Source organism: Desmonostoc muscorum LEGE 12446, assembly GCF_015207005.2.
Taxonomy (GTDB): domain Bacteria; phylum Cyanobacteriota; class Cyanobacteriia; order Cyanobacteriales; family Nostocaceae; genus Nostoc; species Nostoc muscorum.
Map to the genome: position 1 here is coordinate 3078860 of NZ_JADEXS020000001.1, position 26510 is coordinate 3105369.

At 41.8% G+C, this 26510-nt stretch carries 23 protein-coding genes; 11 read left to right on the top strand and 12 right to left on the bottom strand.

What is annotated here, in order from left to right; all coding sequences use genetic code 11:
- Positions 1-206: 206 nt before the first annotated feature.
- Positions 207-1547 (top strand): TldD/PmbA family protein, encoded by a 1341-nt coding sequence (locus IQ276_RS13270; RefSeq protein ID WP_193919053.1) that lies wholly within the window; start codon positions 207-209, stop codon positions 1545-1547.
- Positions 1548-1679: 132 nt separating this feature from the next.
- On the opposite strand, the gene IQ276_RS13275 is transcribed toward IQ276_RS13270, so the two are convergent.
- The 4 genes from IQ276_RS13275 to IQ276_RS40170 all read right to left on the bottom strand — a co-directional run bounded on the left by IQ276_RS13275 (position 1680) and on the right by IQ276_RS40170 (position 5860).
- Positions 1680-2120 (bottom strand): pentapeptide repeat-containing protein, encoded by a 441-nt coding sequence (locus IQ276_RS13275; RefSeq protein ID WP_190883026.1) that lies wholly within the window; start codon positions 2118-2120, stop codon positions 1680-1682.
- A gap of 451 nt (positions 2121-2571) precedes the next feature.
- Entirely contained in the window at positions 2572-3681 is a 1110-nt protein-coding gene (locus IQ276_RS13280; RefSeq protein WP_235115635.1) for an aspartate carbamoyltransferase catalytic subunit, read from the bottom strand.
- Positions 3682-3813: 132 nt separating this feature from the next.
- Positions 3814-5166, bottom strand: coding sequence for a magnesium transporter (gene mgtE / locus IQ276_RS13285; protein ID WP_235115636.1), 1353 nt, complete (start codon positions 5164-5166; stop codon positions 3814-3816).
- Between the two features lie 559 nt (positions 5167-5725).
- Positions 5726-5860, bottom strand: coding sequence for a hypothetical protein (locus IQ276_RS40170; protein ID WP_255264324.1), 135 nt, complete (start codon positions 5858-5860; stop codon positions 5726-5728).
- 347 nt (positions 5861-6207) lie between these two features.
- Between IQ276_RS40170 and IQ276_RS13290 the strand changes: the two genes are divergently transcribed.
- Positions 6208-9420, top strand: coding sequence for a glycoside hydrolase family 15 protein (locus IQ276_RS13290; protein ID WP_193916574.1), 3213 nt, complete (start codon positions 6208-6210; stop codon positions 9418-9420).
- A 233-nt stretch (positions 9421-9653) separates the two neighbouring features.
- Here the strand turns inward: IQ276_RS13290 and IQ276_RS13295 are convergent, their stop codons facing one another.
- From IQ276_RS13295 to IQ276_RS13315, 5 genes are all read right to left on the bottom strand, one after another.
- Positions 9654-10538 (bottom strand): hypothetical protein, encoded by an 885-nt coding sequence (locus IQ276_RS13295; protein ID WP_193916572.1) that lies wholly within the window; start codon positions 10536-10538, stop codon positions 9654-9656.
- Between the two features lie 29 nt (positions 10539-10567).
- Positions 10568-11626 (bottom strand): hypothetical protein, encoded by a 1059-nt coding sequence (locus tag IQ276_RS13300; RefSeq protein ID WP_193916570.1) that lies wholly within the window; start codon positions 11624-11626, stop codon positions 10568-10570.
- Positions 11627-11642: 16 nt separating this feature from the next.
- Positions 11643-13862, bottom strand: coding sequence for a HEAT repeat domain-containing protein (locus IQ276_RS13305; RefSeq protein WP_193916568.1), 2220 nt, complete (start codon positions 13860-13862; stop codon positions 11643-11645).
- Positions 13863-13968: 106 nt separating this feature from the next.
- Positions 13969-14895 (bottom strand): esterase/lipase family protein, encoded by a 927-nt coding sequence (locus IQ276_RS13310; protein WP_235115637.1) that lies wholly within the window; start codon positions 14893-14895, stop codon positions 13969-13971.
- A 531-nt stretch (positions 14896-15426) separates the two neighbouring features.
- Positions 15427-15741 (bottom strand): YkvA family protein, encoded by a 315-nt coding sequence (locus IQ276_RS13315; protein ID WP_235115638.1) that lies wholly within the window; start codon positions 15739-15741, stop codon positions 15427-15429.
- A 310-nt stretch (positions 15742-16051) separates the two neighbouring features.
- Between IQ276_RS13315 and IQ276_RS13320 the strand changes: the two genes are divergently transcribed.
- The 3 genes from IQ276_RS13320 (at position 16052) to IQ276_RS13330 (ending at position 18130) form a co-directional block, all read left to right on the top strand.
- Positions 16052-16777: a MotA/TolQ/ExbB proton channel family protein gene (locus IQ276_RS13320; RefSeq protein WP_193925949.1), complete on the top strand. Its 726-nt coding sequence runs from the start codon at positions 16052-16054 to the stop codon at positions 16775-16777.
- A 47-nt stretch (positions 16778-16824) separates the two neighbouring features.
- Positions 16825-17466, top strand: a complete 642-nt coding sequence (locus IQ276_RS13325; protein WP_235115639.1) for an ExbD/TolR family protein — start codon at positions 16825-16827, stop codon at positions 17464-17466.
- Positions 17467-17767: 301 nt separating this feature from the next.
- Positions 17768-18130, top strand: coding sequence for a phage holin family protein (locus IQ276_RS13330; RefSeq protein ID WP_190883338.1), 363 nt, complete (start codon positions 17768-17770; stop codon positions 18128-18130).
- A 175-nt stretch (positions 18131-18305) separates the two neighbouring features.
- Here IQ276_RS13330 and psb29 read toward each other — a convergent pair whose 3' ends face one another.
- A complete protein-coding gene (gene psb29, locus IQ276_RS13335; RefSeq protein WP_190883339.1) occupies positions 18306-19013 on the bottom strand; it encodes a photosystem II biogenesis protein Psp29 in 708 nt (235 codons plus the stop codon).
- A 213-nt stretch (positions 19014-19226) separates the two neighbouring features.
- On the opposite strand from psb29, the gene IQ276_RS13340 reads away from it, so the two are divergent.
- Positions 19227-19823 (top strand): chromophore lyase CpcT/CpeT, encoded by a 597-nt coding sequence (locus IQ276_RS13340; protein ID WP_193924848.1) that lies wholly within the window; start codon positions 19227-19229, stop codon positions 19821-19823.
- Positions 19824-19910: 87 nt separating this feature from the next.
- Here the strand turns inward: IQ276_RS13340 and IQ276_RS13345 are convergent, their stop codons facing one another.
- Positions 19911-20279: an STAS domain-containing protein gene (locus tag IQ276_RS13345; protein ID WP_096535210.1), complete on the bottom strand. Its 369-nt coding sequence runs from the start codon at positions 20277-20279 to the stop codon at positions 19911-19913.
- Between the two features lie 283 nt (positions 20280-20562).
- Entirely contained in the window at positions 20563-21597 is a 1035-nt protein-coding gene (hemF, locus tag IQ276_RS13350; RefSeq protein ID WP_190883341.1) for an oxygen-dependent coproporphyrinogen oxidase, read from the bottom strand.
- Positions 21598-21886: 289 nt separating this feature from the next.
- Here hemF and IQ276_RS13355 point away from each other — a divergent pair, with 289 nt between their 5' ends.
- The 5 genes from IQ276_RS13355 (at position 21887) to IQ276_RS13375 (ending at position 26395) form a co-directional block, all read left to right on the top strand.
- On the top strand, positions 21887-22411 hold the full coding sequence (locus tag IQ276_RS13355) for an SRPBCC family protein (RefSeq protein WP_193925622.1): 525 nt from the start codon (positions 21887-21889) through the stop codon (positions 22409-22411).
- A gap of 385 nt (positions 22412-22796) precedes the next feature.
- A complete protein-coding gene (locus tag IQ276_RS13360) occupies positions 22797-23867 on the top strand; it encodes an Mrp/NBP35 family ATP-binding protein (RefSeq protein WP_190883343.1) in 1071 nt (356 codons plus the stop codon).
- A gap of 151 nt (positions 23868-24018) precedes the next feature.
- On the top strand, positions 24019-25332 hold the full coding sequence (rodA, locus tag IQ276_RS13365; RefSeq protein ID WP_193913638.1) for a rod shape-determining protein RodA: 1314 nt from the start codon (positions 24019-24021) through the stop codon (positions 25330-25332).
- Positions 25333-25441: 109 nt separating this feature from the next.
- Positions 25442-25639: an NAD(P)H dehydrogenase subunit NdhS gene (locus tag IQ276_RS13370; RefSeq protein ID WP_073639826.1), complete on the top strand. Its 198-nt coding sequence runs from the start codon at positions 25442-25444 to the stop codon at positions 25637-25639.
- Between the two features lie 99 nt (positions 25640-25738).
- A complete protein-coding gene (locus IQ276_RS13375) occupies positions 25739-26395 on the top strand; it encodes an HAS-barrel domain-containing protein (RefSeq protein ID WP_193913636.1) in 657 nt (218 codons plus the stop codon).
- Positions 26396-26510: the final 115 nt, after the last annotated feature.

Genomic DNA, 26510 nt, shown 5'->3' on the forward strand with positions numbered 1-26510 from the left:
TCGCACAATATTAAACTGTACATATCTTGTGGGGTGAGCGTCTCGCCCGCCTAAGATATATTTTATGTGGAATAAATAGCTTAACATCCAAAATCCAAAACCTAATATCCAAAATAAAATCCCTGCCAATCTAAAATCTAAAATCTGATATCCAAAATAAAATCCCTGCCAATCCGAAATCTAAAATCTAAAATCTAAAATTGACCATGCCGAATATCAATGAAATTGCCAATCATGCCAAGGACAATGCTAATAAGCTTGGCATCAAAAAATTTGACATTTATGGCTCAACGGTAGATGATACTAGCGTGCAAGTAGATCAAGGAGAGCCAAAACAAGTCAAAGCTTCAAATCGCTCTGGTGTTACTGTTCGTGTCTGGAATGAAGATAATACAATGGGGGTCACCAGCACCACAGATGTAGATCCCAAAGGATTAGAATTAGCTTTGAAAACTGCCTACGAAGCCAGTTTTTTTGGTGTTAAAGAAAATGTCCCTGATTTTAGTCCCGAAGCTACTATTCCTATCCCCAATAGACATGAGGATAAAGCACCCCAAGCACCTGTAGCTGAACTAATAGAAAAACTATTAGCAGCTGAAAAAGAATTACTGGCAGCACATCCAGCAATTAAAGGTGTGCCATACAATAGCTTAGCCCAAAGAGATATTGACAGATTTTATCTCAATAGTGACGGTGCCCTGAGAACTGAATCTCACTCCTTGGCATCAATTTATCTTTACAGCAAAAGTGAGGAAGAAGGCAAAAAACCTCGTAGTGGAGGCGCTTTTAGAATCAACCACAGTTTAGATAATCTAGACATTAATGGTTGCATCAAGGAAACCGCAGATAAAACTATCAGCCACTTGAATTATGAAAAAATTCAGACTGGTAAATATCGAGTTGTTTTCTCGGCGGAAGCTTTTTTAAGTCTGTTGGGCGCTTTTTCTAACTTATTTAATGCCCAAAGTATTTTGGATAATCAAAGCTTATCTACTCCTGATGATTTAGGTAAGCAAATTGCTTCCCCTCTGCTTTCGGTTTACGATGATTCACTGCACCCAGCGAATGTAGGCGCAGAATCTTTTGATGGTGAAGGAACTCCGACTCGTCAAATTTCGCTAATTGAAAATGGCGTTTTAAAAAGTTTTCTCCATAGTGCCGGCACTGCCAAAAGGTTAAATGCTCAACCTACAGGTAATGCCAGCATTGGGGCAAAAGTCAGTGTCAGTCCCAATTTTTATCACGTTTTTACAACAGCAACTCCTGAGCAGGAATTTAGCTTAGAAACTGCGGAAAACGTAATTTTTATCGATGATTTACGCGCTCTCCATGCGGGAGTAAAATCTTTACAAGGTTCGTTTTCTTTGCCGTTTGATGGTTGGCTAGTTAACAAGGGTGTGAAAACTAGTATCGAGTCGGCAACGGTTGCTGGCGATTTTTTGGAACTCTTGAAGTCAATTATTTATGTAGAAAAAGAAGTGGAATTAACCTCAGGAGGAGTTTGTCCAAGAATCTGGGTTAATGAGTTGTCCATTACTGGTGAATAAAATTTCATCAATGCAAAGTAGCGAATTTTAGATTTTAAATTTTGGATTTGGGATTAAAGATTCAAAATCCAAAATTTAAAATTACTCTGCGAGAAGCAACCTATGTGGAATAAATCTAAAATCCAAAATTGATTAATATTCGCCACCAACGCTAATAGCAGTATTAAACACATCAGCACCGCTTAAATCGATATTAGCCAAAACGGCGCCATCAACTTCAGTGTTATATAAATGAGCATTACTAAAATCAACATTGGTGAGATTAGCATTATTGAGGCTGGTACCACTAACAAAGGCATCTGTAAGGTTAGCAGACATTAAATTAGCACCAGTTAAATCAGCACCTTCCAAGTTGGCGCCTTCTAAGTTAGCACCTTTCAAATTTGCATTTCTCAGGTCAACACCGATTAAATGAGCGCCTTTGAGGTTTGCTCCTGTTAAATCACATCCAAAACATTCTCTAGTTTCCAGCAAACGCCGGACAGGGGCGGAGTTTTCAGCTTTGACGGGAATAGGAGCAGCTAAAGATAACGTGGTGAGTAAGGCTGCTGCCGTCAAAAATATTGGTTTCATATTTATTTACCTCCGACACTTCTAAAAGTCATGAAATTCTTGACTTCTATAACCCAAGTGTCCCAAAATTTCAGAGTTGTGTCTTCATGCGATCGGAAGAATAGATAATTTCTCTGAGATTATCTATTTTTCTCTAAGATAGTCCTATGGTATTAAAATTAAAAGACTGTTACCAATAACTTTAGGTATACATAGCATACAAGATGGTGCGTTAGGCGCAGTTCATATTTATCGCGATCATTAATCTCAAAATATGCGCCTAATACACCCTACAATAATTTTATTTTTACCTTATAAATAGCCTCTTAGCTTGAGTTTATCTTGTTATAAATAGGACTTATGCACGGGTAATAGAGAATCGTAGACGCAAAGCAGCTTCCCGCAGAGTACGCAGTGAAAAGTCGGAGCGCCGAAAGCCGCAAGAGTTTCAGAGAGTTCTTGATAGTCTTAATTAAGCTTTGCCACTACCTAATAAATACAGCAACGCCATGCGAACGGCGACACCACTGGTGACTTGCGATTGAATCAGACTAAATTCCGGATCATCCATCAACTCAGAACTAATTTCGACACCACGGTTTACTGGGCCTGGATGCAAAACTTTGACATTAGGTTTACAAAGTTGCAGCTTTGTGCTTGTAATCCCAAACAGCTGATGATATTCTCGCAAACTTGGCAGCAAATGAGCCGTCATGCGTTCCTTTTGCAAGCGCAAAGTCATCACAAAATCGGCATCCTGCAAAGCTGGTTCTAGCTGCCAATGAAGGAATAGTTGGCGGGATGAGGGGGATGAGGGGGATGAGGGGGATGAGGGGGATGAGGGAGATGAGGGAGATGAGGGGGATGCCGAGATAATAAACTCCTGAGTTCTGAGTTGTGAGTTCTGAGTTGTGAGTTCTGACTCTTCCAAGATGTACTCGGCGAATAACTTGGGTAAAAGTGTGGGTGGTCCTGCGAGGTGTACTTGGGCTCCGCTGGCGATGAAACTCCAGATATTCGATCGCGCCACACGAGAATGCAAAATATCCCCAACGATCGCAATCTTTTTGCCCTTTAAAAGTTCCAGTTGCGGATGATTTGGGTCAATTAAAGTACAAATGGTAAATAAGTCTAGCAGTGCTTGGGAAGGATGTTCATGTTGACCATCACCTGCATTTAGGACACTAACTCGTACACCTAAACGATCCATCTCTTGGGCGATCGCATTTGGTACTCCCGCCTCCCGATGCCGGACTACCATAATATCAGTTCCCATGGCCAAGTAGGTTTTCGCCGTGTCGAGAATTGTTTCTCCCTTGGTCATCGAAGACGAGGCGGCGGCGAAGTTCAATGTATCCGCACTCAAGCGTTTCGCAGCAAGTTCAAAACTGCTACGGGTGCGGGTAGAGGGTTCAAAAAATAAATTCGCCACCACTTGTCCCTGCAATGTTGGTACCTTCTTCGTCCGCCGCGATAGCACCTCTTGAAAAGAAGCAGCAGTTTGCAAAACAGTATTGTATTCAGCCGCGGTGAAGTCGGACAGGGAAAGAACGTGATGACGATTCCAGGTAGTAGTAGGCATATTTGGGGAGTGGGGGAGATGAGGGAGATGAGGGAGATGAGGGAGATGAGGGAGATGAGGGGGATGAGGGAGAATAACTCTTAACTCCTAACTCCTCACTCCTAACTCCTCATTCAGCACTCCTTAATCCCTTCATGTTGGTAAGTGGAGAACGTTTAAAGCTAGAGAAATTAGGCTGAGGAATGTTAAAAACCCAATTGTATCTAGCATTGTAGTCACTAATGGCCCACTAACCAAGGCAGGGTCGAGCTTCAAGCGTTTCAAACCCATTGGCAGTAAAGTACCAAGAGTCACCGCCACTATTGTATTAGTTGCCATGACCATACCGGCAATTAAAGCCACCCATCGTTCTTGGGGGCGCGCCCAAATCAAGGAAAGCAGGATCATTGTTGTGGCTAAAGCTAGGGCTGTACCTAAACCAGCGAAGATTTCCTTGCGGAGAATTTTCAGAGTGTCTTTGGGTGTTACTTCACCGACTCCCAAGCCCCGGATTGTCACGGTTAATGCTTGGATTCCCACAGTACCGCCGGTATTGGAAAAAATCGGCATGATCACTGCTAGAACTGGCACTGCGGAGATTACAGATTGAAAAGGGGCGATCGCACTGGCTGCACCAATATACAATGCCATAATTCCCAAAAGCCACGGCAAGCGGTTGCGGATGGTGAGTAGGGGAGAAGATAAAGCAGCTTCATCACCACTCACACCCGCCAGTTTTTGAATGTCTTCTGTGGCTTCCTCTTCCAAAATATCGATCACATCATCGATGGTGACAATACCAACCAATCGGTCTTCCCGGTCAACTACGGGAATGGCGATTAAGTCATACCGCTTCATGATTTGGGCGACTTCTTCTTGGGAGGTTTCGGTTCTCACCTTAATGACGCGATCGCTAGCAATATCTCTGATGTAAACTTCGGGAAAGGTAAACAATAGCTGGCGCAGTGAAACCACTCTCACCAGTGTCCGGTTGTCGTCTGTGACGTAGGCGTAGTAAATCGATTCTTTGTCTTCGTCTTGACGACGGATTTTACTTAGGGCTTCACCGACTGTCAATCCTTCTCGTAACCGGACATATTCGGTGGTCATCACTCGCCCAGCTGTGCCTTCTGGATAACCGAGAATTGTTGCTGTGGCTTGCCTTTGTTCTGGACTCAATTCCTTTAACAGGCGTTTGATGACTCCAGCCGGTAATTCATCAAACAATTCTGCCCGTTCATCAGGACTCATCGCTTCTACAAGTTGTGCTACTTGTACATCATGTAGGGAATTAATTAGTTCTTCCTGGACTTCAGTTGGCAGATATTCAAATACATCAATTGCCTGATTTTTGTTGAGTAAACGAAATGCGATCGCTCGTTGTTTTTCAGGCAATTGTGTAATGAATTCCCCTACATCGACTGGTTGTAACTGATTTAAATCCCATTTCAACTGATTTAAATCGGTAGCATCAATCAGTGCATTCCGAATATCCTGTGTGAGCATGATAATACCTCCTAATATCTCCCCCGCACTGGGAGACTGCCTCACCAGCTTAGAGGAGGTTGATACTGCCATCTTGTGGACTTTGGTCCATAAAATCTCAATAATTCAATATCGATATCCAATCAGGGCATCGCTAGTCATCATCCTAACCCGGAATTGCCATCTCCGGTAGATACTGGGTAATAGTATCCAGAATTTGTGACATTCTTCACCAGTAACCAACTTCAAACCTTGATTTTCAGGTAATTTTCGCGTAACTTAAGGTAGATTTTACTACTGTTACAATCTCTGTCAAGCCAATCAATGTATTTACTGATAAACTTCATACAGCTAAAATATTTGGGATTGCTGAATTCAGATCATTCAGATAAATAGAGGCGTATAACAACTGTATGTTTCTATATTCGTTTGTGTGTTGCAAAGATTTTTTTATCAATGCTGTTAGCTTTTTGCCAGAAAATTCAAAGCCTCTCCGTTTCTATAGGAGAGGCTTGAACAAAAGTAGAGTTTCCTTTAGTTGACGATAAACAGTTGCTAACGCTTAATTCCTAACTTTCACTTACCCAATAGACCGCTTAAGTGAACCATCAGCGTATAGCTCTAGCGGTACTAGCTCAATTTTGCCATTAACTTTCACTTGAGAGTAAACTACTTTCACTAACTGAGCATGATTTTCGTTGTAACGCAGAGACATAATTCATCTCCTTTTATACAGGCTTTTCTTGTGTTAAAAGGTTTTTATACCTAATTATTTCGTCGATGTGTTTTTGGCTAATGTTGCCTATTTTAAAATTATCAAAAACAATTGATATTTAAGTATAAAGTTATCTAAGTATTGATGAAGATTTGAACAAATATTGTATTTTAGTCCGATTTCACTAAAATTCAGTACCTAGAGGCCTACTAACACGAGATAATAAGAAACTCACACCACCCTGGGCTGTTGTCCCATCAACCATTACAGAACTGATTCCGATTAGGTTTAGATTATTCACTCCACAGTCACAGGGTCGAACTTTCCAAGCTGTTCCCAACCAAATCATGAAAACATCTACCGAATTGCTAACTCGTCTAGAGTATTACTACCAGCAAATCAAGATCGTCATCCTCGCTCGTCAAAATCCAATTACAGGTTTGCTACCTGCGAGTACAGCAATTACAGCCCACGGCGATTATACTGATGCTTGGGTGCGAGACAATGTTTACAGCATTTTGGCAGTTTGGGGTTTAGCACTTGCATACCGCAAAATTGATGACCATGAAGGACACACTTATGAACTAGAACATAGTGTCATCAAGCTGATGCGCGGGTTACTGTTTGCGATGATGCGACAGGCTCATAAAGTAGAGACATTTAAACATACTCAATCGCTACTCGATGGGCTACACGCGAAATACAATACCACCACCGGCGATATCGTTGTTGGTGATGATGAATGGGGACATTTGCAACTTGATGCCACATCTTTATTTTTACTGATCTTGGCGCAAATGACCGCTACGGGATTGCAAATAATTTATACGATTGATGAAGTTAATTTCGTTCAAAATTTGGTTTACTACATTGGACGAGCTTACCGCACACCAGACTATGGTATTTGGGAACGTGGTAATAAAATTAATCGTGGTAATGCTGAGTTAAATGCCAGTTCCGTAGGCATGGCAAAGGCTGCTTTAGAAGCTATCAATGGACTGGATTTGTTTGGTGTGTGTGGTAGTCAAGCATCAGTAATTCATGTGCTACCAGATGAAATTGCGCGCGCTCGAATTACCCTAGAATCACTATTACCGAGGGAATCTGGTTCCAAAGAAATCGATGCGGCGCTGTTGAGTATTATTAGTTATCCTGCCTTTGCAGTGGAAGATTTGGAAGTGCGCGATCGCACTTTAAACGATATTATCAACAAACTCGCAGGTAAATACGGCTGCAAACGCTTTCTACGTGATGGACACCAAACTGTTTTAGAAGACAATCAACGCTTACACTACGAACCTTGGGAACTCAAGCAATTTGAGCATATTGAATGCGAGTGGCCGTTATTTTTCACTTATTTAATTTTAGATGGATTATTTTGTGGCAACCAAGAACAAGTTAAAAAATACCAAGAACTTTTAAAAGCATTACTAATAGAACAGAATGGTTTACATTTGTTGCCAGAACTTTATTATGTTCCCTCCAAAAACGTAGAAGCCGAAAAGTTAGCACCCCAAAGTCAACCACGTTTACCCAATGAAAATATTCCTTTGGTGTGGGCACAGAGTTTATATTTACTTGGGCAAATGTTGAGTGAAGGGTTGATAGCAGTTGGTGATATCGACCCCTTGGGTAGACATTTGTGTGTTGGCAAACAACGCGAAATATCAGTACAAATTGCCTTGTTAGCAGAAGATGAAGATTTACAAGCCAAACTAGAAGTTCACGGAATTGAAGCACAAACACCCACCCAATTAGAACCAATTCAGGTAAGAAAACCTGGAGACCTTTCAGCTATTTATACCCAAATTGGACGTAACAATAAACTTGGTTTAACTGGGCGTCCAGTGCGGCGTTTACGAAGTTTAACAACATCGAGAATATTTCGGATTCGCAATCAAACAATTGTATTTTTGCCGTCATTTCTAGATTCCCAGCAGTTTTACTTAACCCTTGATTACCATTTTTTGCTGGATCAAATCAGAAGTGAATTAGCTTACATTCAAAAATATTGGAGTGATTTAGGGCGTCCCACCTTGACTTTAATGTTAACCCATACCATGTTAGAAATCGGTTCTGAAGCATTACTAGAATTGATGCAAGAACTCAAAGATGGTATTTGTAACGGCGTGCGGGTGAAATTAGGACGGCTAAATCAGTTAATGCTGACAGCTGGAATTCAAAGAATTGATTTTCTCCAAGATGCGGAATTTTCGCTATCACCAGTGAAAAATGCCGGACTACGTTGCTATTTCCTGGCTTATCATCCTGAGAAAAACTGGCGCTTAGGACATACCCAAGAATTTCAGATGGAGTGTGAAACCAACTTGGGGTTGTTGCTTTCTTATTTGCGCTCATCAGAAAATCTTTACGAACAAATTGAGTTATTACAAACTTTGACTCGCTTGCAAGGAATGGATTTTGATACGGGATATGGCGGGCCAGGATATGCTGTTACCGTAGGTGATTTACTAGATGAAGTTTACACCAAGGCTGGAGATTTAGGCATTTGGGCGGTGGTACGTCGGGCTGCGGGGTTGCGCCAAATGGTTGATATTAGCCTATCAGATGCAGTTACGAGTATTTTGGTGCAAGGTAAGCAAATTGCTGTGGGTAAAGCTTACAGTGAAGCGTCCTTAATTACCGTACCGATGTCTCACCATGAAATTGCTGATAAGATTAGCCATTTTTGTCGTGAAGATATACGCGATCGCGTTCTCACCCAAGAAATTTTAATCTATCTGGGAATCTTAATCAAATCCGAACCTGAACTATTTCAGGGACTACTGACGCTGAGAGTCGGCTATCTCATTTTATTGATTACCAGCGAACTAGCCCAGGAATTACATGTCACTCAAGATGAAGGATACGATTACTTAATGCAACTTTCACCTTTTGAAGTGAAAATGCGCTTGCGTCAAGTATTAACTGGATATACCGGTATGAGTAGCCTGTTGCGCCAGCAAGAATCATTGCACGTCAAGCAAAAAGAAAGTGATATTGCTTGGGTGGTGTTACCAGCAATTTCAGAAGAAATCCAAGTTCCTTCAGGTGGTTGGCGGCGGTTTCGCCAAAGCGAAGGGGCGACGGGGCGAGTACCAAAAGACTTTTTTAAGCAAGTTTGGCTATTAATGCAACATTGCAAAGGCTTGGTAATTGGCGATAAATTAGAGCGCCGGAATCGTTTAGATAGTGAGTTAATGTTGTCAGAAATGACAGCAGGAGAAAGAAATTTTGCTTTGTTAATTGAGCATCTGCTGAATAAAATCGAAGCTCCAGAGTACCGCCAAGTTAATATTGAAGCACTAATTGAATTAGCCGCGATCGCCGCGAATAATCCCAAGCTCCAAATCGAAGAATATATAGTATTAGATGTGTTAATTGGCCATGCAGTGCGATTGGCATGGTTAGAACAGCATTTGGAGAGAAGCGATCGCTATGATGAAGATAAGGCGAATGCGTGGCGATCGTTTTACAACACCTCTCCTATAGATTGTGCCAGTTATATCCTCAAAGCCTTGCGTTTCTTAACAAAATTTGGCCAAGTCAGTGCAGCTTAATGAGTGCGTAGCTTTGTTCGAGTGAAGTAAATTCAAGAATCACTTTGCCAGACGCCACGCAAGCAGACATTTTTAAATTTTGACTTTTCAATCTAAAATCCAAAATTTAAAATCTAAAATTCAGCGTTCGACCTAATACCAATTCTTTTGCAGAGGCAATAACATGAGTCAACTAACAGTAGAATTACCTCCATGTTCGCAAACCTAGTTTACAGGATGCTAGAAAAAATACATCAAGACAGAGGCTTTGAAGAGTTAATCATCCATTTATTTGTTTTGGCATCCCGCACTAACGATAAACGTATAGACTCTGGTTGAGATAAACTTTTATTTGTTTTCATCAAATATCGTAAAGTAATTTTTACTGTAGCAGAGTTACTATCTTGTTGTTCCAAAATAATTTCATTAACATTTACTTGCTCAACTGTTTCCCACCAATTTACATAGGAAATAAAACCACCGGATAAATTTGAGTTCTTGCTTTGAAATTTGGGAGATAGACAATTCCATGCTTCTGGATATTGACGTTCATTAATGGCTAAATAGTAAGCTTGGACAAATTTTTTTGGTGCAGGGCTACTTAAAGCAGAAGATAGTGAACGCCTAGAATAAAGCCCCCATCCTTCAATGGAGTACCACGACATTACTGAGCGATCGATAAATTGAGCAATGGTATTTTCTCCAAAAACAGGACGAAAAGACCAAGTTAAAGTAAATACGATCGCCGATATTACAAACCATCCTCTATGAAGCAGCCATTGCTTTTTGAAGGCATAGTCAAGTATTTTCTTTGATTTTTGTGTGACTTCATCAAAAGTTCTTACTATATCACTTAGTAAGTCACCAAAGGTATAAATAAAGATTGGCGGTTGAGAACCTTGTTGTCGGATATATTGCGTTACGAAATATTCTATGGATAGTAGAACATACGCTAGTGCTTTCCCGCAAATAAAAAGCAAGTGCGAAAATATAAAAAACAGCCAAGGTAATGCTCTCCATACAAACCAGGGAAAAACAAGCATGAACAAAAGTAAAACAATCAGCAACCGCCACGGAATTGGTATAATTAGTAGCAGTTCCCAGAATGCTCGAATAATGCTTTGCAAAAACTCGATCACAATAAATTTTTGCCTTTTATTCTCATGAATTAGTTATCTTCTTCATCTTCTTCCCAGCTAACGTCAGGAACTACAGATTCGGCAGTATTATTAGTTTCATCTGTTTCTGGTACAAGTTTTTGATTTTCTTTATTGTTGATTGGATTGGCTTTCAAAGCAGGTGCTGGACGTTCAATCAGACCCATCAATCTCTGGAGTATATGTTTACCTGCATCATCAAATTGAGACCCTTCAATAGCATCTTCTTTTAACAAAACTTCTAGCAGTTTGACTTCGTTATCAACAGCAAGTTGACGCTGTTGATTGAGCATTTGAGCAACTGCCATGACATCATTAGGGTTTTTAGCAAGTTGTAATACAAGCAATTGCAAGCTACCAGTCTGGATAATTTCATTGTAAAAATCCATGCGGATTTTCAAGCGCTCAATCTCTAATTTATCGCTTTCTATTTTGAGGGTTTCGAGCTTGTTCTGTTCCTCGATCGCTGTTTTCTCTAATTGACTTTTTCCTTTAATACTTGTGATCTCGACTTCAACTTCTTCCTGAATATTTGTCTTCCTGCGAATTCGCTCTCGCACTTCTTGTTCTAAAGATAGTTTCAATACAAAGCGATTAAGTTGGAATCCCGCATCGTATATTTCTTGTTTTACCCTGTCGCTAATCTCACCCTCTGCAATGCCAACGTCTTTAAATTCATAGTTACGGCTCATGCTTCGCATGACCTCAACAATTAAAGGTTCTAGTACTTGATAAACGTCAGTTACATTGCGTCGGACAATTATTTCTGGGTCATGTACTGAGCAATTGAACTTGACCTCAGCATGAAAATCAAAAGCGTCACTTTTACAAGGTAAGTCACACCGAAAACTCAATGGATGTTCAGTTATATCTACCTTGTAAAGCATATTATATTTCCCCCAAACCATTTCTCCTTTAGTAGGTCCCCTTTCACCCTGTGTAATAGTTAATAAGGGTTGCCCATCACCGGAAAAAACTAAAGCGATTCCTGGTTCAGGAACTGGACGGCGCTGAAGTAATCCCCAACGAAGTGTTTCTTTGCTGAAAATAGGATTGTATGTGTTTGCCATTGTTTTACCTCTTTGGTCAGATATTGAAATACTTTTGAATTTTTGATAGTATTTTGCTGGCAGCATTAGGTTGTTCAACATCTGCCCATCTTTGAAGATATTTTAAAATACGGTCTTTCTCTCGTTGGGTTCCTAAATCCACAAGTAAATATATAATTCTCCAAAGGATTGGAAGCAGGCGATGGTCAAAATCTGCCAGTTTGAGCCAATTGTGGAGTTCATCTAACACAAGTTTGCGAGTCAACTTTAGATTGAAAGCATTCCGCAATAGACCAGTGATAATTTTTTCGTATGTACGCTCAGTTTTGAGATTTTCTTTAACAAGTTGATCTTCTTCTAGTAGAAGCGACAATAATATAGGCAAATGACTATTGTTAGAGTCTGCGGAAACTTTTGTCTGACCCATCAGTAGCAAAAATATTGCCAAACTCAAATGGTTTACCATGTTGGTCTGAGGCTGCTGTGTCCATATTTGCAGCGTGTTGAGTACTGTAAAATATTGACCTGGTAAAAACTCTCCAGCCTTGAAGAGGATAACTACACTTTCGGCTAGTACTGAAAATAATTGTCTGTCTCCAGATTTGGCGATCGCCAACAGATCCCGCAGTGCAATATCAGGAAACCGCAATCCTACATAGCCTCCATAAGTCGCCGTGGCTGTCCAGCGTAGGTTGGGATTGTTGACTGTACTCCAATGATGTAGCAAACCCATAACTTGTGGAGCCAGATCGCTTTCAAATACTGGTATGCTGAGGGCTTGTGCAGCTAATCTCTGTAAACGGCGATCGTCAGAATTTGCCCAAGGTCGTAGCACTTTTTGCAGAACAAAACCAAAAGCATACTTACTTAGTTCACCAACTGCTGCTGCGGCTCTAATCCTCACCTCAAAGCTAGGGTCTGATCCCAGCTCATACAACCATAAAAGCAGCGGTTCGCGTAAGTGGTCGTACTCTTTCCAAACATAATGTAAAATAGCTGGCTGAAATTTGGGATTATCTAGTTCAATTAGCTCAACTGGACTCCGCCCAAATTCTGTATTTTCATATCCCTCGCTTGAATGAGCGCAAACTTCTTTTAACCACTGGCTGCGTCTTCTGTTGAAAAGTGGCTCAGCATCGGTGACTTCTTTCTGAGCTGATGGAGATTTGCTCAGAAATTGTAAACGCTTACTAGCATCTAGGACTGCTTGATAGCTACTTCCACTGAGAACGGCCAGAGTAATCATGAAGACATATTTACTCAGGTGTTGATTTTCTTCTTTCTCGAACCAAGATTCAACTTGCTCCCGAACGCGAACACTAAAGCCTGCTAGCGCTTCCTCAAGCTCAAGTTCCTTCCTCACAACCTTGGCCAGAAGTTCAGCCAACCGATCTACATCCCCAGGTAATACATTATTTTTGAGTAGCTGACGTACTGAGTCTGAGTGAATTAAGGAATGACCAACGTCAAGCATGGCTTGGTCTTTTAAGTACCATGCAAGATGTTTTTCTAAAAGTTCCTCACTCGTTGGTAGTTCACTCCAATGAAGAATATATTCCTGTAAAGCTTCTGGCGATAGACGCACACGACTGTCTACAGTAATCACCAGATAACTATCTTGTTGGCTAAGTTTCTGATTCAGACCTTTGAGTAAATAACTATTGAGTTTGCCGGCACTATCGGTTGCTAGCGTATCAATTACATAAACTTGCTTCGCCTCACATTGAAATGAACTAAGGTCTTCTACAGCTGGGTCAATTTCAAAAATCTCTTGATTCTGTGAGTGCAAAAGCAGGTGAATTGCAGTAGTTTGTTTGCCAATTTTAGAATCACCCCAGAGGAGTAAAACCCGCTTCTTTTTTAAAATGCTTTTTGCTTGTTGATATCTAGTAGTTTCAATATAGACGCTGCGTACTTTTTCAATATCAGTAGTTAATACTAAACCAGCTATCTCTTTTACATAACTGCGTTTAGTCGATTTCGTCTGATTTCCTCCTACGACATCTCCCGTGATATCTACTTGGTTGGCAAAATAAGCACCGCCACTACGGGCATCAATAAAAACGTTTGCAGCTCCTTGCCATTGCAAGAATTCATTAATATTTCTCGCTGTATCTTTGCCGACAAAATTCTTAATGAATTCTTCTTCTGGATTGGTATGATTCGCTGATTCAGCACCCTCATTTTTCTTAGGTTGCTCTGGGTTTTCAGCATTCTGCTGCCCAGATGATGGATTTTGGTCAGAATCATCACTCACTGACTTAACTTACTCCTTGCTTCTCAAAAAGAATAAATTAGACATGACCTACATTCATTAGGTAAAGAGAGCTTTGCAGATATTTGTTCAGAAAAAAATATCAGTTTTACTTGTTGTCCAATTTTTCCTGATTACCTCCAACTACATCCCCATTGAGATGAACCGATCCAGTTCCAAAATAAACACCACCACTGCGTTGATCGATAGTTATTTTTTCAATTTCATTACTCTTAGGTTCCAGTTGAATAGGCTTTAAAGGGGTATTTAAGTTGTCACGAATAAATCTCTTCACCCGAGTATAAATTGGTTTTTTATCCGATTCTGGTCTACAAATTGAAATATGATTTTCATCCATTGGTATTGGAATTACACCTCGAATGCCAGGGTCACCACTGGTTTCATTCACAACTAAAATTCCGTTGGTTTGATACTTCTCGCAGTAAACTTCCATTGGAATTTCGCTCAGGTGTTCGTGATTCCGATATAAAAGGTTTAGTTCACGTAAACGGGAATCGTGAGCTTTTAGTTCATCAACGCTGACTGTGGTTCTCAGAAGACCACCTATATATTTAATCCAATTAGCAAGATCAGAACCCGAATGAGGAGTGGAGAGAAAAACGATTCCTTTTGTCTGTTGCACGATCGCTTTCCATCTTGGAGTCCCGAAATCATTGGCATGACGAAGCATTTGCTTAACTAAAAGCCCACCCATGCTATGGGTAATGAAAATCAAAGGGCGATCGCCAATATCATATGTATCTAAAAGCGCCAAGGAATTGGTAGCTCGATCCACCAATGGCATTGTATTTCCTCTCCAAGCGAAAGGTTCCACCTCGTACCCCAGTGACCAAATACCAACATTTGGCAAATCCCTACCCAACCAAGCCGGCCAAAAATCATCATCATTACGCTTACCCTTCGGATGCCAAGTCTCTCGGTAATGACCCATCAATCCGTGAACAAAAATTACGTCTCCAATCTTTTGCAGGTTGTCACAACCTGATATTGGGAATAAGTCATTCAAGTTTTCCACGCCCTAGTTCTCCAATTAACGGTTGTGTGTATTCAGAAAATTCAGTCGTTTCAGGCTCTATGCGACTACCTCCAGGTCGGTCGCATAGAGAGTATGCGGCTTGTTGTTAGAGCTTGCTTGTTAATAGCGAAAAAATCAAACTTTTATTTAATTATTTCTTTCTATGTAATTTTTCTATATGTGTGCTTTTTATATCTGGAAAATCTAATAATTTAGCTTAATAGCCATATTACAGGTAATAACATGTATATTTCATTAAAATTTTTGTAAATTTTTAGCGATCCCCTCCTGGTTTTTACTTGAGTTGCGATCGCATAAGACATTCGGCACTATAGCGTTTCCCCACAAGTACACCCGTAAGGGCACGGCAATGCCGTGCCCCTACACCTTGCGATATGATGTTGTACTGCATCTGAATGGGAACCGCTATACTTTACTTCACTGACTGTTAATTAATCATTGACAAAAAAAATATCCCCTACTTCAGACGCCAAAAGCAGGGGTTTGTGAAATTTTATTTTTTTGTTAAAACTACTTGACAGAAACAGCATCGACATCAATAGTGCTTGCAGTGGAGGTAGAACCCTCTGGAGTATTGCCTGCTTGAGTATTCACATCACCTTTACGAGCTTTCCAGCCTTCAATCACTAACCCAGACACCTCACCTACTAGCAAGGTCAAAAGGAAAACATCATCAATCTGTCCGACGACGGGGAAAACGTCTGGGAGAAAATCAATTGGGCTGACCAAATAAACTAGTGTTCCTAAAATCACCCACCAGCGGTATTTAGGGTTACGAAGCAAATCACGATACCAGGTATAAACTGATTGAATTGAAAATTTCATGTTTTGAACCTCCAGTTATTTTTAATTTTGACAAATAATCTTTTAAATTCCCGGTGGGAATAACCGCCCCAATTAGTCTGGAAGACGCTACCAATTGAAAAGGGAGTGGGGATGGGGAGATGAGGGAGATGAGGGGGATGGGGGAGTGTGCAGAGTGTGGGGGGAAAGAGAATTTATGCTTGCCCTCCTCCCACACTTCCCACACCTCCACCCCACACTCCCAATGCCCTATGCCCTATGCCCATTAATCTCTAAAATTAATAATGCTTGGGGATAGTTGCTTTAGTTCTGGAGGGAGGAAATTTAAACAGTGGATATTTTAGATTTGTTTTACAAGGGCGGACCAGCGATGTGGCCGTTGCTGGTTTTATCGATTTTATCTTTGAGTGTAATTTTCGAGCGTTTTTGGTTCTGGCTCCGAATTTTAACTCAAGAAAAGCAAATAGTCGATCGCGTCCTAGATGCTGCCCATGATGATTGGCAAGTCGCTGCCGATATCGCAAGACTTGCAAATCATCAGCCTGTGGGGCGTTTTCTCTATGCGCCTTTACACTTAGGCAAAAGTGATGCGGAAACCTTTCGTCTAGCCCTGGAGTCCACAGCCGAAGATGAATTGGCTGGAATGCGGCGGGGTGAAAAACTTTTAGAAGCCGTAATAGCTCTAGCGCCACTGCTGGGATTATTGGGTACGGTTTTAGGTTTAATCCAGTCTTTGCGGGCAATTCGCATTGGCGATTTGGGAACTGAATCTACTGCTGGGGTGACTACTGGTATTGGTGAATCGTTGATTAGTACAGCAGCAGGATTAATAGTTGCCATCATTAGTTTGGTATTCTACCGCCTATTCCAAAGTTTTGTAGTTAACCAGGTCAAAGTTTTTCGCAAAGCAGGGAATGAGTTGGAATTACTCTACCGCCAGTCTCCGCCTGATTTTAGTAATGCTACATCACCAATTGCGCGGGATAATTTGACACCACCCCGCAAACAGGGTAAAAACAGGTTTTCTGATCCTCCTGAGCCGCCAATCCTACCTTAGTAATAGCCAAAAATTCAACCCCTAAACCAGGCGATTAAATTGAGAAAATGAAAGTTAATCTACATACTCCAATCGAAGAAGTCCAAATTCAAATCATTCCTTTAATTGATGTTGTTTTTTGTATTCTGACGTTTTTTTTGTTAGCAGCACTGCAATTTACGCGCCAACAGGCAATAAATGTTGATTTGCCCAAAGCCAGCGCTAAAACCGTATCTGGGATAACGTCACAAAGTGGCAGTCAGATTGTAACTATCGATGCTGTTGGTAACACTTACATAGAAAAACAGCCTGTAAAACGTGAGGATTTGGCAAAAAGGTTAAAACTGTATCTCCAAGCAAATCCCAATGCCGTTGTGGTGCTGAATGCTTCACGCACAGCAACTTACAATGATGTGATTGAGACATTAGACTTGCTGCGGCAAGTAGGAGGCGATCGCGTTTCTTTGGGAATTATTCCCGGGCCATCTCAATCACCCACAAACTCACTCAATCAGCCTCCTGCGCCTTCTTTCCCAACTAATCCTGGTCAAGCACCATTTCCAGGCATCAACCCCGAAGGCGGTCTTACCCCCAGATTTCCCTCAGCCCCTGGGCAAGGTATCAGTCCAATCAATCCTAATATTTCCAACCCACCAGCATCCCCAGCACCTGTAGCACCTCAACAAAGCCAATCTACTCCTAAAAGGTGAGATAGGGGCATGGGGCATGGGGCATTGGGAGATAGGGAGGTGTGGGAGGAGGGGGAAGATAAATTCTCTTTCCCCCACACTCCGCACACTCCCCCATCCCCCTCATCTCCCTCATCTCCCCCACTCCCCACTCCCCACTCCCCCTGAAGCTTTTCCCAAACCTAAAGATATCCAGAATAAAATTTGGTTAGAGAAAAAAATTCTGCTAATTTACAAATAATTGGTTGAGTTTGAAAGATTTTTCCATAGGTAGGCTGAGTACTTTATCACCAATTGCCATTCACGTTTCAGGGGTTGTGGCATGAATATTGTGACGCTTTTAATTGTTTGGATAGTAACAGCTATCAGCTTGTTAATAATTAGTAAATTACCATTGGGAGTTGAAATTGACACTCCAGGTAAAGCCTTCTTGTCCGCAGCAGTGCTTGGTATTGTGACAGCAATAGTCAGACCTATTTTAAGTCTCGTTTTCGCAGTACCAAATTTACTGACGTTAGACTTACTATCCAGCATTTTCACATTTATGATTGCTGTAGTTTGTTTTAGTATTGCTGCTTGGTTAGTCGAAGGCTTTCGTTTACGTTACGGTGTTTGGAGTGCTGTTATTGGAGCATTTGCGCTGACTTTAATTAACAGCTTAATCTACAAAATATTGGGTGTATAAAGTTAAGAGTGATGATTTTTTAATGACTCCTAACTAAAGTAATTTTAGATTTTTAATTTTGGATTTTGGATTGAAGGAAAAATCTAAAAATCTAAAATCCAAAATTGAGTTAATTTTGGATTGAAGTAAAAATCCAAAATCTAAAATCTAAAATCCAAAATTGCATCGCTTCTAACTATTCATTGGAAGCTGGAGGAGCAACTTGAGTAGTTGATTGTTGTTTCCGTTGTTCGCGTTTTTTCCGATCGGCTGAGAGCATATCTGCCATCACTATCAGTGCTTGCGCCATCTTGTCTAGGTTAGAACGGTATAGTTCCAAATCCTTGCTGAACTTGTCATCAGACAAGTGCAAGCCACCAGCGATCGCTTTGAGTGCTTCTGTGAGTTGCTTTTCGTCTTTAACTAATTCAGGATCTGACAATTCCAATAATGAAAATACACCAATTGCAAACAAACGGTTGTATTTAAAGTTAGGATTGTTGGCGATCGCTTGCAATTGTCCTTGTAAATCAGCATCTCGATCTAAGTTAGTAGTTTGGCTCAGCCACGCAATTAAATCTTTAACTGGCAAACTTTTACCTAAAGCCCGCAATCTTTCGGCATCCTGTCGATAGCGTTGCGGGTCTTGTTCTATAGCCTGACATAGGGCGTTAAAAATAGATTCTTGATCTCGTTCTGGTTGATAGCCTTCCATGAAGCGGTCAAAAGTAGTGACGACACCCAAGGCATAAATTGGATTGTAGCTGAAATCAATATTTACTGACAGCAGATGCATTTCCACCATCAATTCTTCTACTACCCGACGGTAAATAGTGTTGATCGGACGGGTATGCAGATTGTAGAAAGTTCGCTTTGTATCAGAGACTGTACGGACGTTATTCACAAAGAAAATGTTAAGGGCGACGTATTCTTATTTTCACGCTTAAAGGCTACTTTGCCAAGTTGAGGTTTTGGCTGGTGACGGTTTCATTTACAATATAGGCACAATAGACAAATAAAAAATAGTTTGAAATTAGTTAGCCACAGAGGCTAAGAACGTTTCCCTCTAAGGAAATAACCAAAATTATCACCTTTAAAAATTCATTGATCCCATTTTATGAACTTCTCGCCACAGTTAATTGCTTTAGGTGAGTACCTAGCTGGTGAATTTGATAATCGGGAACAAGCCATAGGAGAACCTATTTGGTATGTCCACCTGCGCCTTTGGCAAAGACCAGTTAATCTGTTCGCAGAAGATAGCATCACCCTATTTGCCGAACAGGCTAATATCATTAAGCTAGATCAACCTTACCGCCAAAGAATTATGCGGTTGCGTCAGAGAAGCGATTCTCATGCGCCTCTGGAAGTGCAATATTACATGCTGAAAAATCCAGAAGCATTAAGAGGCGCAGGTGATAATTCTGCCTTACTAAATACACTTTCACCCAATCAATTAGATTTACTACCAGGTTGTATCCTCGCAGTTACTCACGAAACACTAGGTGGCGATCGCTATAAGTTTACCGCTACCCCATTACCAGAAACTCGTTGCACCTTCACTTATCTTGGCAATACCATCCAAGTTTCCTTGGGGTTTGAAGCCACAGCAGCAGAATTTCACAGCTACGACAAAGGAATTAACCCCGCAACTGGACAAGCAACTTGGGGAGCAATTATGGGGCCTTATCGCTACACCAAGCGAAATCAGTATTGAGTGCTGAGTGCTGAGTGAAGAATTTAGGGTTAGGAGTTCAGATTTATTCTCCCCCACTCCCCACTCCCCACTCCCTTCAGCACTCTTTTAGCTAGCAATACTACGAGGTACACCTTCTAAAGCTTCCTCTTCGGTTTCAAAGATTTCAAACACAGTATCCATCATTGTCACTTCAAACACGAGTTTGGCTTCTGGATGTACATTACAGATGCGGAAACTACCCTTGACTTTATCTGCATCACGCATTCCAGCTACCAAAGACGTGAGACCAGAACTATCAATAAAATTGACCTGACCCAGATTCACAACCACATGGCGACTGAGTTTAGAAATACACTCTTGTAACTTTAGGCGAAATTGCCAAGCAGTGGTGATGTCTAGGCGACCTGCTGGTGTCAAGACAATAACAGTGTTTCCGTCTTGGGTTGTATAACTTTTTTGGTCTATGTGAATCACTAAAGCCCTCCCCGTGGCATTCCTTTAAAATTGACTAGCTACAGAACCGTTATGATGCTGCCACTTGAGATTAACAAGCTACAGCTAAAATTGTCACTTTTTTATGCTAAGTGCTTATCTTTAGTAGTTTAACTCACCAAAACAGTGCTGAGTAGCAATTTGAAATGGGGAGTGGGGAATGGGGAGTGGGGAGTGGGGGAGGTGAGGGGGATGGGGGGATGAGGGAGATGGGGGAGAATAACTCTTAACTCTTAACTCCCTACTCCCCACTCCCTACTCCCCATTATTTCCAATTGATCCAATCTTGAGGTTTCAAGAAGATTTCATACAACTCGGCTTCGGGGGAATTGGGTTCTGGCTGATAGCCGTATTCCCAACGCACCAAAGGTGGTAAGGACATGAGAATTGATTCGGTGCGTCCGTTAGTTTGCAGACCAAAAATGGTACCTCGGTCGTAAACCAAGTTAAATTCTACATATCGTCCCCGACGATAGAGTTGGAAATTTCGTTGGCGATCGCCATACTCAATCCCATGTCGCCGTTCTACAATTGGTACGTAGGCTGGTAAAAATGCTCTACCACAGCCTTGCACAAAGGCAAATAAATCTTCCCAACTGCGTGGTGCTAGCTCTCCCACTTCGTTGCTATGAATAGCTGCTCCTCCATTGGGATCGGGCCCACGATATAAAGTACCCCGGCCGTCTTGGTAATCAAAAAATAGACCCCCCACGCCCCTTGTTTCACCGCGATGCTTCAGGTAGAAATATTCGTCACACCAGCGCTTAAATACTGGGTAATACTCTGGGTGGTGTTGGTCACAAGCCTGTTTTAAAGTTTTATGTAAATGTGTTGCATCTTCAGCAAAGGGGTAATAAGGAGTCAAGTCCAGACCACCGCCAAACCACCACACTGGCCCAGCTTCAAAGTAGCGATAATTGAGATGGACTGTAGGCACGTAGGGATTACGCGGGTGTAACACCATTGAAGTTCCCGTGGCATAAAAGCCGTGTCCTGCGGCTTCCGGGCGTTGAGCTAAAATTGAGGGCGGCAAATGGGAACCCCAAACTTCAGAAAAATTGACACCACCTTGTTCAAATATTGCACCATCGCGTAGGACACGCGATCGCCCTCCACCTCCTTCTGGGCGTTCCCAACTATCTTCTAGAAACTTGCCCACACCATCCAGTTCTGTTAAAGCTTGCGTAATTTCGTCTTGCAGCTGTTTCATAAACTGACTGACCCTAGTCTGAGCGTCAGTTGGTGGCAAAGACTTCAATGATTCTGCTGCTACAGTTGGTGTTTGCGAGTTGATCAACATAGATTCCCGAACCTAAATTACAATTTCCTGAAAGCCACAAATTTCTCATCTTAAAATTTGGGGAAAACACGCGCCAGCAATCAAGCTCTATTTGCCCAACCTGCTTTTTTCTCACTGGTCAAGCGTTTATGGGATTGATGGGCATCACTAGAGTTATTTTCCCTCAAATGCGTATAGGCTTGTATATTGAGTGAGTTTTTTTTGAAATTATTAACAGAATGGGGCTAAGCTTAGTTGCCCAAAACACCAGAGTTACCAGAAAGTGTCTAGGAGGAGGAGGATTAGGAAAATGCAAGGTTGGTTATCCAAATTCATCCACCGCAAACGTCGTCGGTTTTGCGCTTCTCTGGTGCGGACTTATCGAGAGATTAGTTCTGCTTCTGTAGATGAACTGTGGCAAAAAGTGGTTGATTTAACAGATGTTTCCTGGCATCCACTACTTAAAAGTACTAATGTGCCCTACGGATTAGTACCCCAACCAGGATTAATTTTTCATGCTGTAACACGCTTTTCGCCGATTCCTATCCGGATTTTTGTGGAACGCGTCAATCCTAGAGAAATGCTGAGTATCCGAGTTCTGGCAATTCCTGGTATAGAAGAACGGGTAACTTACCAAGTAGAATCAACGGTTTGTGGTACTTGTTTATCTTATTCTGTAACGCTACGCGGTTGGTTGTCGCCCCTAATTTGGTCTTTATCTCGTCCTTATGCAGACCGTGTTGCACGCTCTTTAGTTGAAGCAGTAGAAAAGGCCGCATTACCAGCAGTATCAACTAAGAAAAAATCCCTAAATGACAGTTGTTTTGATTTTTAGGGATTGGGGACTGGGGACTAGGGACTGGGGATTAGGAGAGATGAGGGAGATAGGGGAGATAGGGGAGATTATAAAAAAGCTTCCCCCCTTCCCACACTTTTAATGCCTAGTCACCAGTCCCTAGTCACTAGTCCCTAGTCTCCAATCCCCAATCCCCAATCCCCGATCGCTAAACAAAGTTAAGATTCTATTAGGTAATAATCCAATTTCCTAAGTTTTATTACGGCAGTGATAGTGAAAACACCAATCTGCTCTTGCTTTTATTTGCATCAAGTTAATAGCTAAGATGCTGACTACGATTGTATTTCTTCATTTTCAACAGAAGTCAGGAGCTTCTGCCTTCCTTAAATCAGAACTTCGGTAAATTTTGAATTTTGAATTTTTTATGTACGATGTCCTTGATTCCCGCTCTGTCTTAGAAGTGTTGCGACCAGTGCAAGACCCAGAACTTCGCAAAAGTCTGGTAGAACTGAATATGATTCGCAATGTCAAAATTGATGGTGGCAAGGTTAGTTTCACTTTAGTGTTAACTACTCCTGCTTGTCCTTTACGTGAATTTATCGTTGAAGACTGTCAGAAAGCTGTTAAAAAACTACCAGGTGTTACAGATGTAAGCATAGAAGTCACAGCAGAAACGCCCCAACAAAAAAGCTTACCTGACCGCACTGGCATTTCTGGGGTAAAAAATATCATTGCTGTTTCCAGCGGCAAAGGTGGTGTTGGTAAAAGTACTGTAGCGGTGAATGTCGCAGTGGCTTTAGCCCAAACTGGGGCGAAAGTCGGCTTACTAGATGCTGATATTTACGGACCTAATGACCCTACTATGCTGGGGCTAGCCGATGCCGAAATTGTTGTGCGTTCAACTGAAAAAGGTGACATCCTGGAACCTGCTTTTAATCACGGCGTCAAATTGGTTTCAATGGGCTTTTTGATTGACCGAGATCAACCAGTAATTTGGCGGGGACCAATGCTAAATGGTGTAATTCGCCAGTTTCTCTATCAAGTTGAGTGGGGAGAATTAGACTACTTGATTGTAGATATGCCACCGGGAACCGGAGATGCTCAGCTAACTTTAACCCAAGCAGTACCGATGGCAGGGGCAGTAATTGTCACCACACCGCAAAATGTAGCGCTGTTAGATTCTCGTAAGGGATTACGGATGTTCCAGCAGATGAACGTCCCGGTATTAGGGATTGTGGAAAATATGAGTTATTTTATCCCACCAGATATGCCAGATAAGCAGTATGACATCTTTGGTTCCGGGGGTGGTTCCAAAACGGCTGCTGAATTGGAAGTGCCACTTTTGGGCTGTGTACCGCTAGAAATTTCCACGCGAGTTGGCGGTGATAGCGGTGTGCCAATAGTGGTTGGCGATCCAGATTCAGCTTCGGCAAAAGCATTAAAAGCGATCGCTCTTACCATTGCTGGCAAAGTATCAGTCGCAGCTTTGACATAATAAATTTTAATTTGTATCTGCTTCCTGGGCTATTGGGAATACTAGGGACTGGGAATTGGGGACTGGGGATTAGGGAAGAATTTGCCCAATACCGAGTACCCAGTACCCAATCCCCAATGCACAACTTAAATCTAAAGTCTAAACTGACACAATGTTATTAAAACGATCGCTCCCCAAAATTCGCTGGAAGTCTTGGGTTAAGCCCTGGCAATATGTAGATTGGTTACTATTTTGTTTACCGGTTGCTGTCAGCATTTTTGGCGGCGTGATGATCCTCAGTACGGAACTCAAGCAGCCAGTAACTGATTGGTGGTGGCATTGGTTAGTAGCGGGTATTGGTGTGCTGATAGCACTGTTTTTAGCTCGTATCCGTTACGAAATCTTGATGCAGTATCACTGGGTAACCTACGCACTGACGAACTTCAGCTTAATCGCCGTGATGATTGCTGGTAGTAGCGCTAAAGGAGCGCAGCGGTGGATTAGTATCGCTGGCTTTAACGTGCAACCCTCAGAGTTTGCCAAAGTCGGTATGATTATTACCTTAGCAGCCTTGTTACACAAGCGCACTGCTTCTAAACTCGAAAGTGTTTTCCGTGTCTTGGCAATCACTGCTATACCTTGGGGTTTAGTATTTTTACAGCCAGATTTAGCAACATCAATGGTATTTGCAGCGATCGTTTTGGGAATGCTCTACTGGGCCAATGCTAACCCAGGCTGGTTAATTCTGATGATTTCTCCTGTGGTTGCTGCGATTTTGTTTAGTATATCTTGGCCTTTAGCAGAGCCGATAGTTTTACTTAAAGAGCTATCTTTTGGCCCGTTGGGCATAGTTTGGTCAGTGGCTATGGGTATTGTGGGCTGGCGAACTCTCCCCTGGCGTCGATTTGGTTTAGGTGCTATGGGTGCGTTGAGTCTTAATATACTCGGTGGTGAATTAGGAGTTTTTGCCTGGAATCATATTTTGAAACCGTATCAAAAAGACCGGCTAACTGTATTCATGGACCCCGATCACGATCCCCTTGGTGCTGGATATCACCTCATTCAATCTCGCATTGCTATCGGTGCTGGTGAAATTTGGGGATGGGGTCTATTCAAAGGCCCAATGACCCAACTGAATTTCGTCCCAGAACAGCATACAGACTTTATTTTTTCAGCAGTTGGTGAAGAATTCGGTTTTGTTGGTTGTTTGGTGGTGCTATTTGTCTTCTGCTTAATTTGTTTCCGCTTACTGCATGTTGCTCAAACCGCCACAGACAATTTTGGTTCTTTGTTGGCTATTGGCGTTTTATCCATGATTGTGTTTCAGTTAATTGTCAACGTTGGCATGACTGTCGGCTTAGCACCTGTAGCAGGAATTCCCTTACCTTGGATGAGTTACGGGCGTTCTGCTATGCTTACTAACTTCATTTCCTTGGGAATAGTAGAATCGGTAGCAAATTTTCGCCAACGACAGAAGTATTATTGATTCGTCATTTGTCATTTGTCAGTTGTCCTTTGCTAATGACTAATGACCAATGACTAATGACTATTAAGAAGTATTAAGCTAGTAACAGGAAACAAGCGAGGCTAAAAAGATGATTCTGCCTGGAGCAACTGTTCGTGTTAATAATCCCGCAGATACCTATTATCGCTCTGAAGGACTCGTGCAACGGGTGAGTGATGGCAAGGTAGCCGTACTGTTTGAAGGTGGTAACTGGGATAAATTAATTACCTTCCGCCTGAAGGAATTAGAACTCGTTGAAACCACAGCCGGACGTAAAAAAGGAAAATAGATTAGTTAAAAAGTAGAGACGCGATTCATCGCGTCTGTAGAGGAGTTAGGAGTTATTATTGTTCAACTCCTAACTCCTAACTTCTAACTCAGCACTCCCATGCGCCTCCCATTACCACAGTTTGACACAAGCGATCGCCATCCCAACCACTTTGCCGAGGTGATTGAAACTACAACTACTGAATTTTTGGCACAGTGTTTGGAACCAGAAGATTTAAGTTTTCCCTCTATGCCGCCTTTTGGTAGTTGGGTTTGTGCTGTGGATGAAGAATCTGGCAATCTGGTTTATGCGGTGGTGTATTATGCCACTACCATGCCCATAGATTCCGTACATCGAGCTAGGGCTTTGGGCTTGTCCTTGCAAGACTTACGGGAGGAACAACCCCAGATATTTGCCATGCTCAGAACAGAATTCCGAGCTGCGATTGTTGGATTTGAACTATCTTCACAAAATCCAAGTTATAACCGAAGAGTATATCAGTATCTACCACCCCGTCCTCCGCAAATTCATCAAGCTGTTTATCGGTGTGAACCAGAAGCGATCATTAAATTTACTGAAGAACTAGATTTCTTGCGGACACTTCTTTGTATCAATAGTGCGCCAGTAGATGCCTTGACGGCAGCTGCCATTCGAGATGTATACCAGTTACGCAAAGCTGACCGAGAATGGCTAATTAAAGCTGGGCGAAACCTGAGCGTGTTACTCAAAGACGATTACGATCGCTTGCGGTTCATTTTGAGTCAAATCCACCCGTAGGTAGTTAGTTCAAAGACAATTGTCTAGTTTAGTGTAAGTTAAGATTTTTGATTTTTCGTCAGGCGGCTTCTAGATTCATTTTTTATATCGATCAAGTGTTCGCTCAATCAAGCGA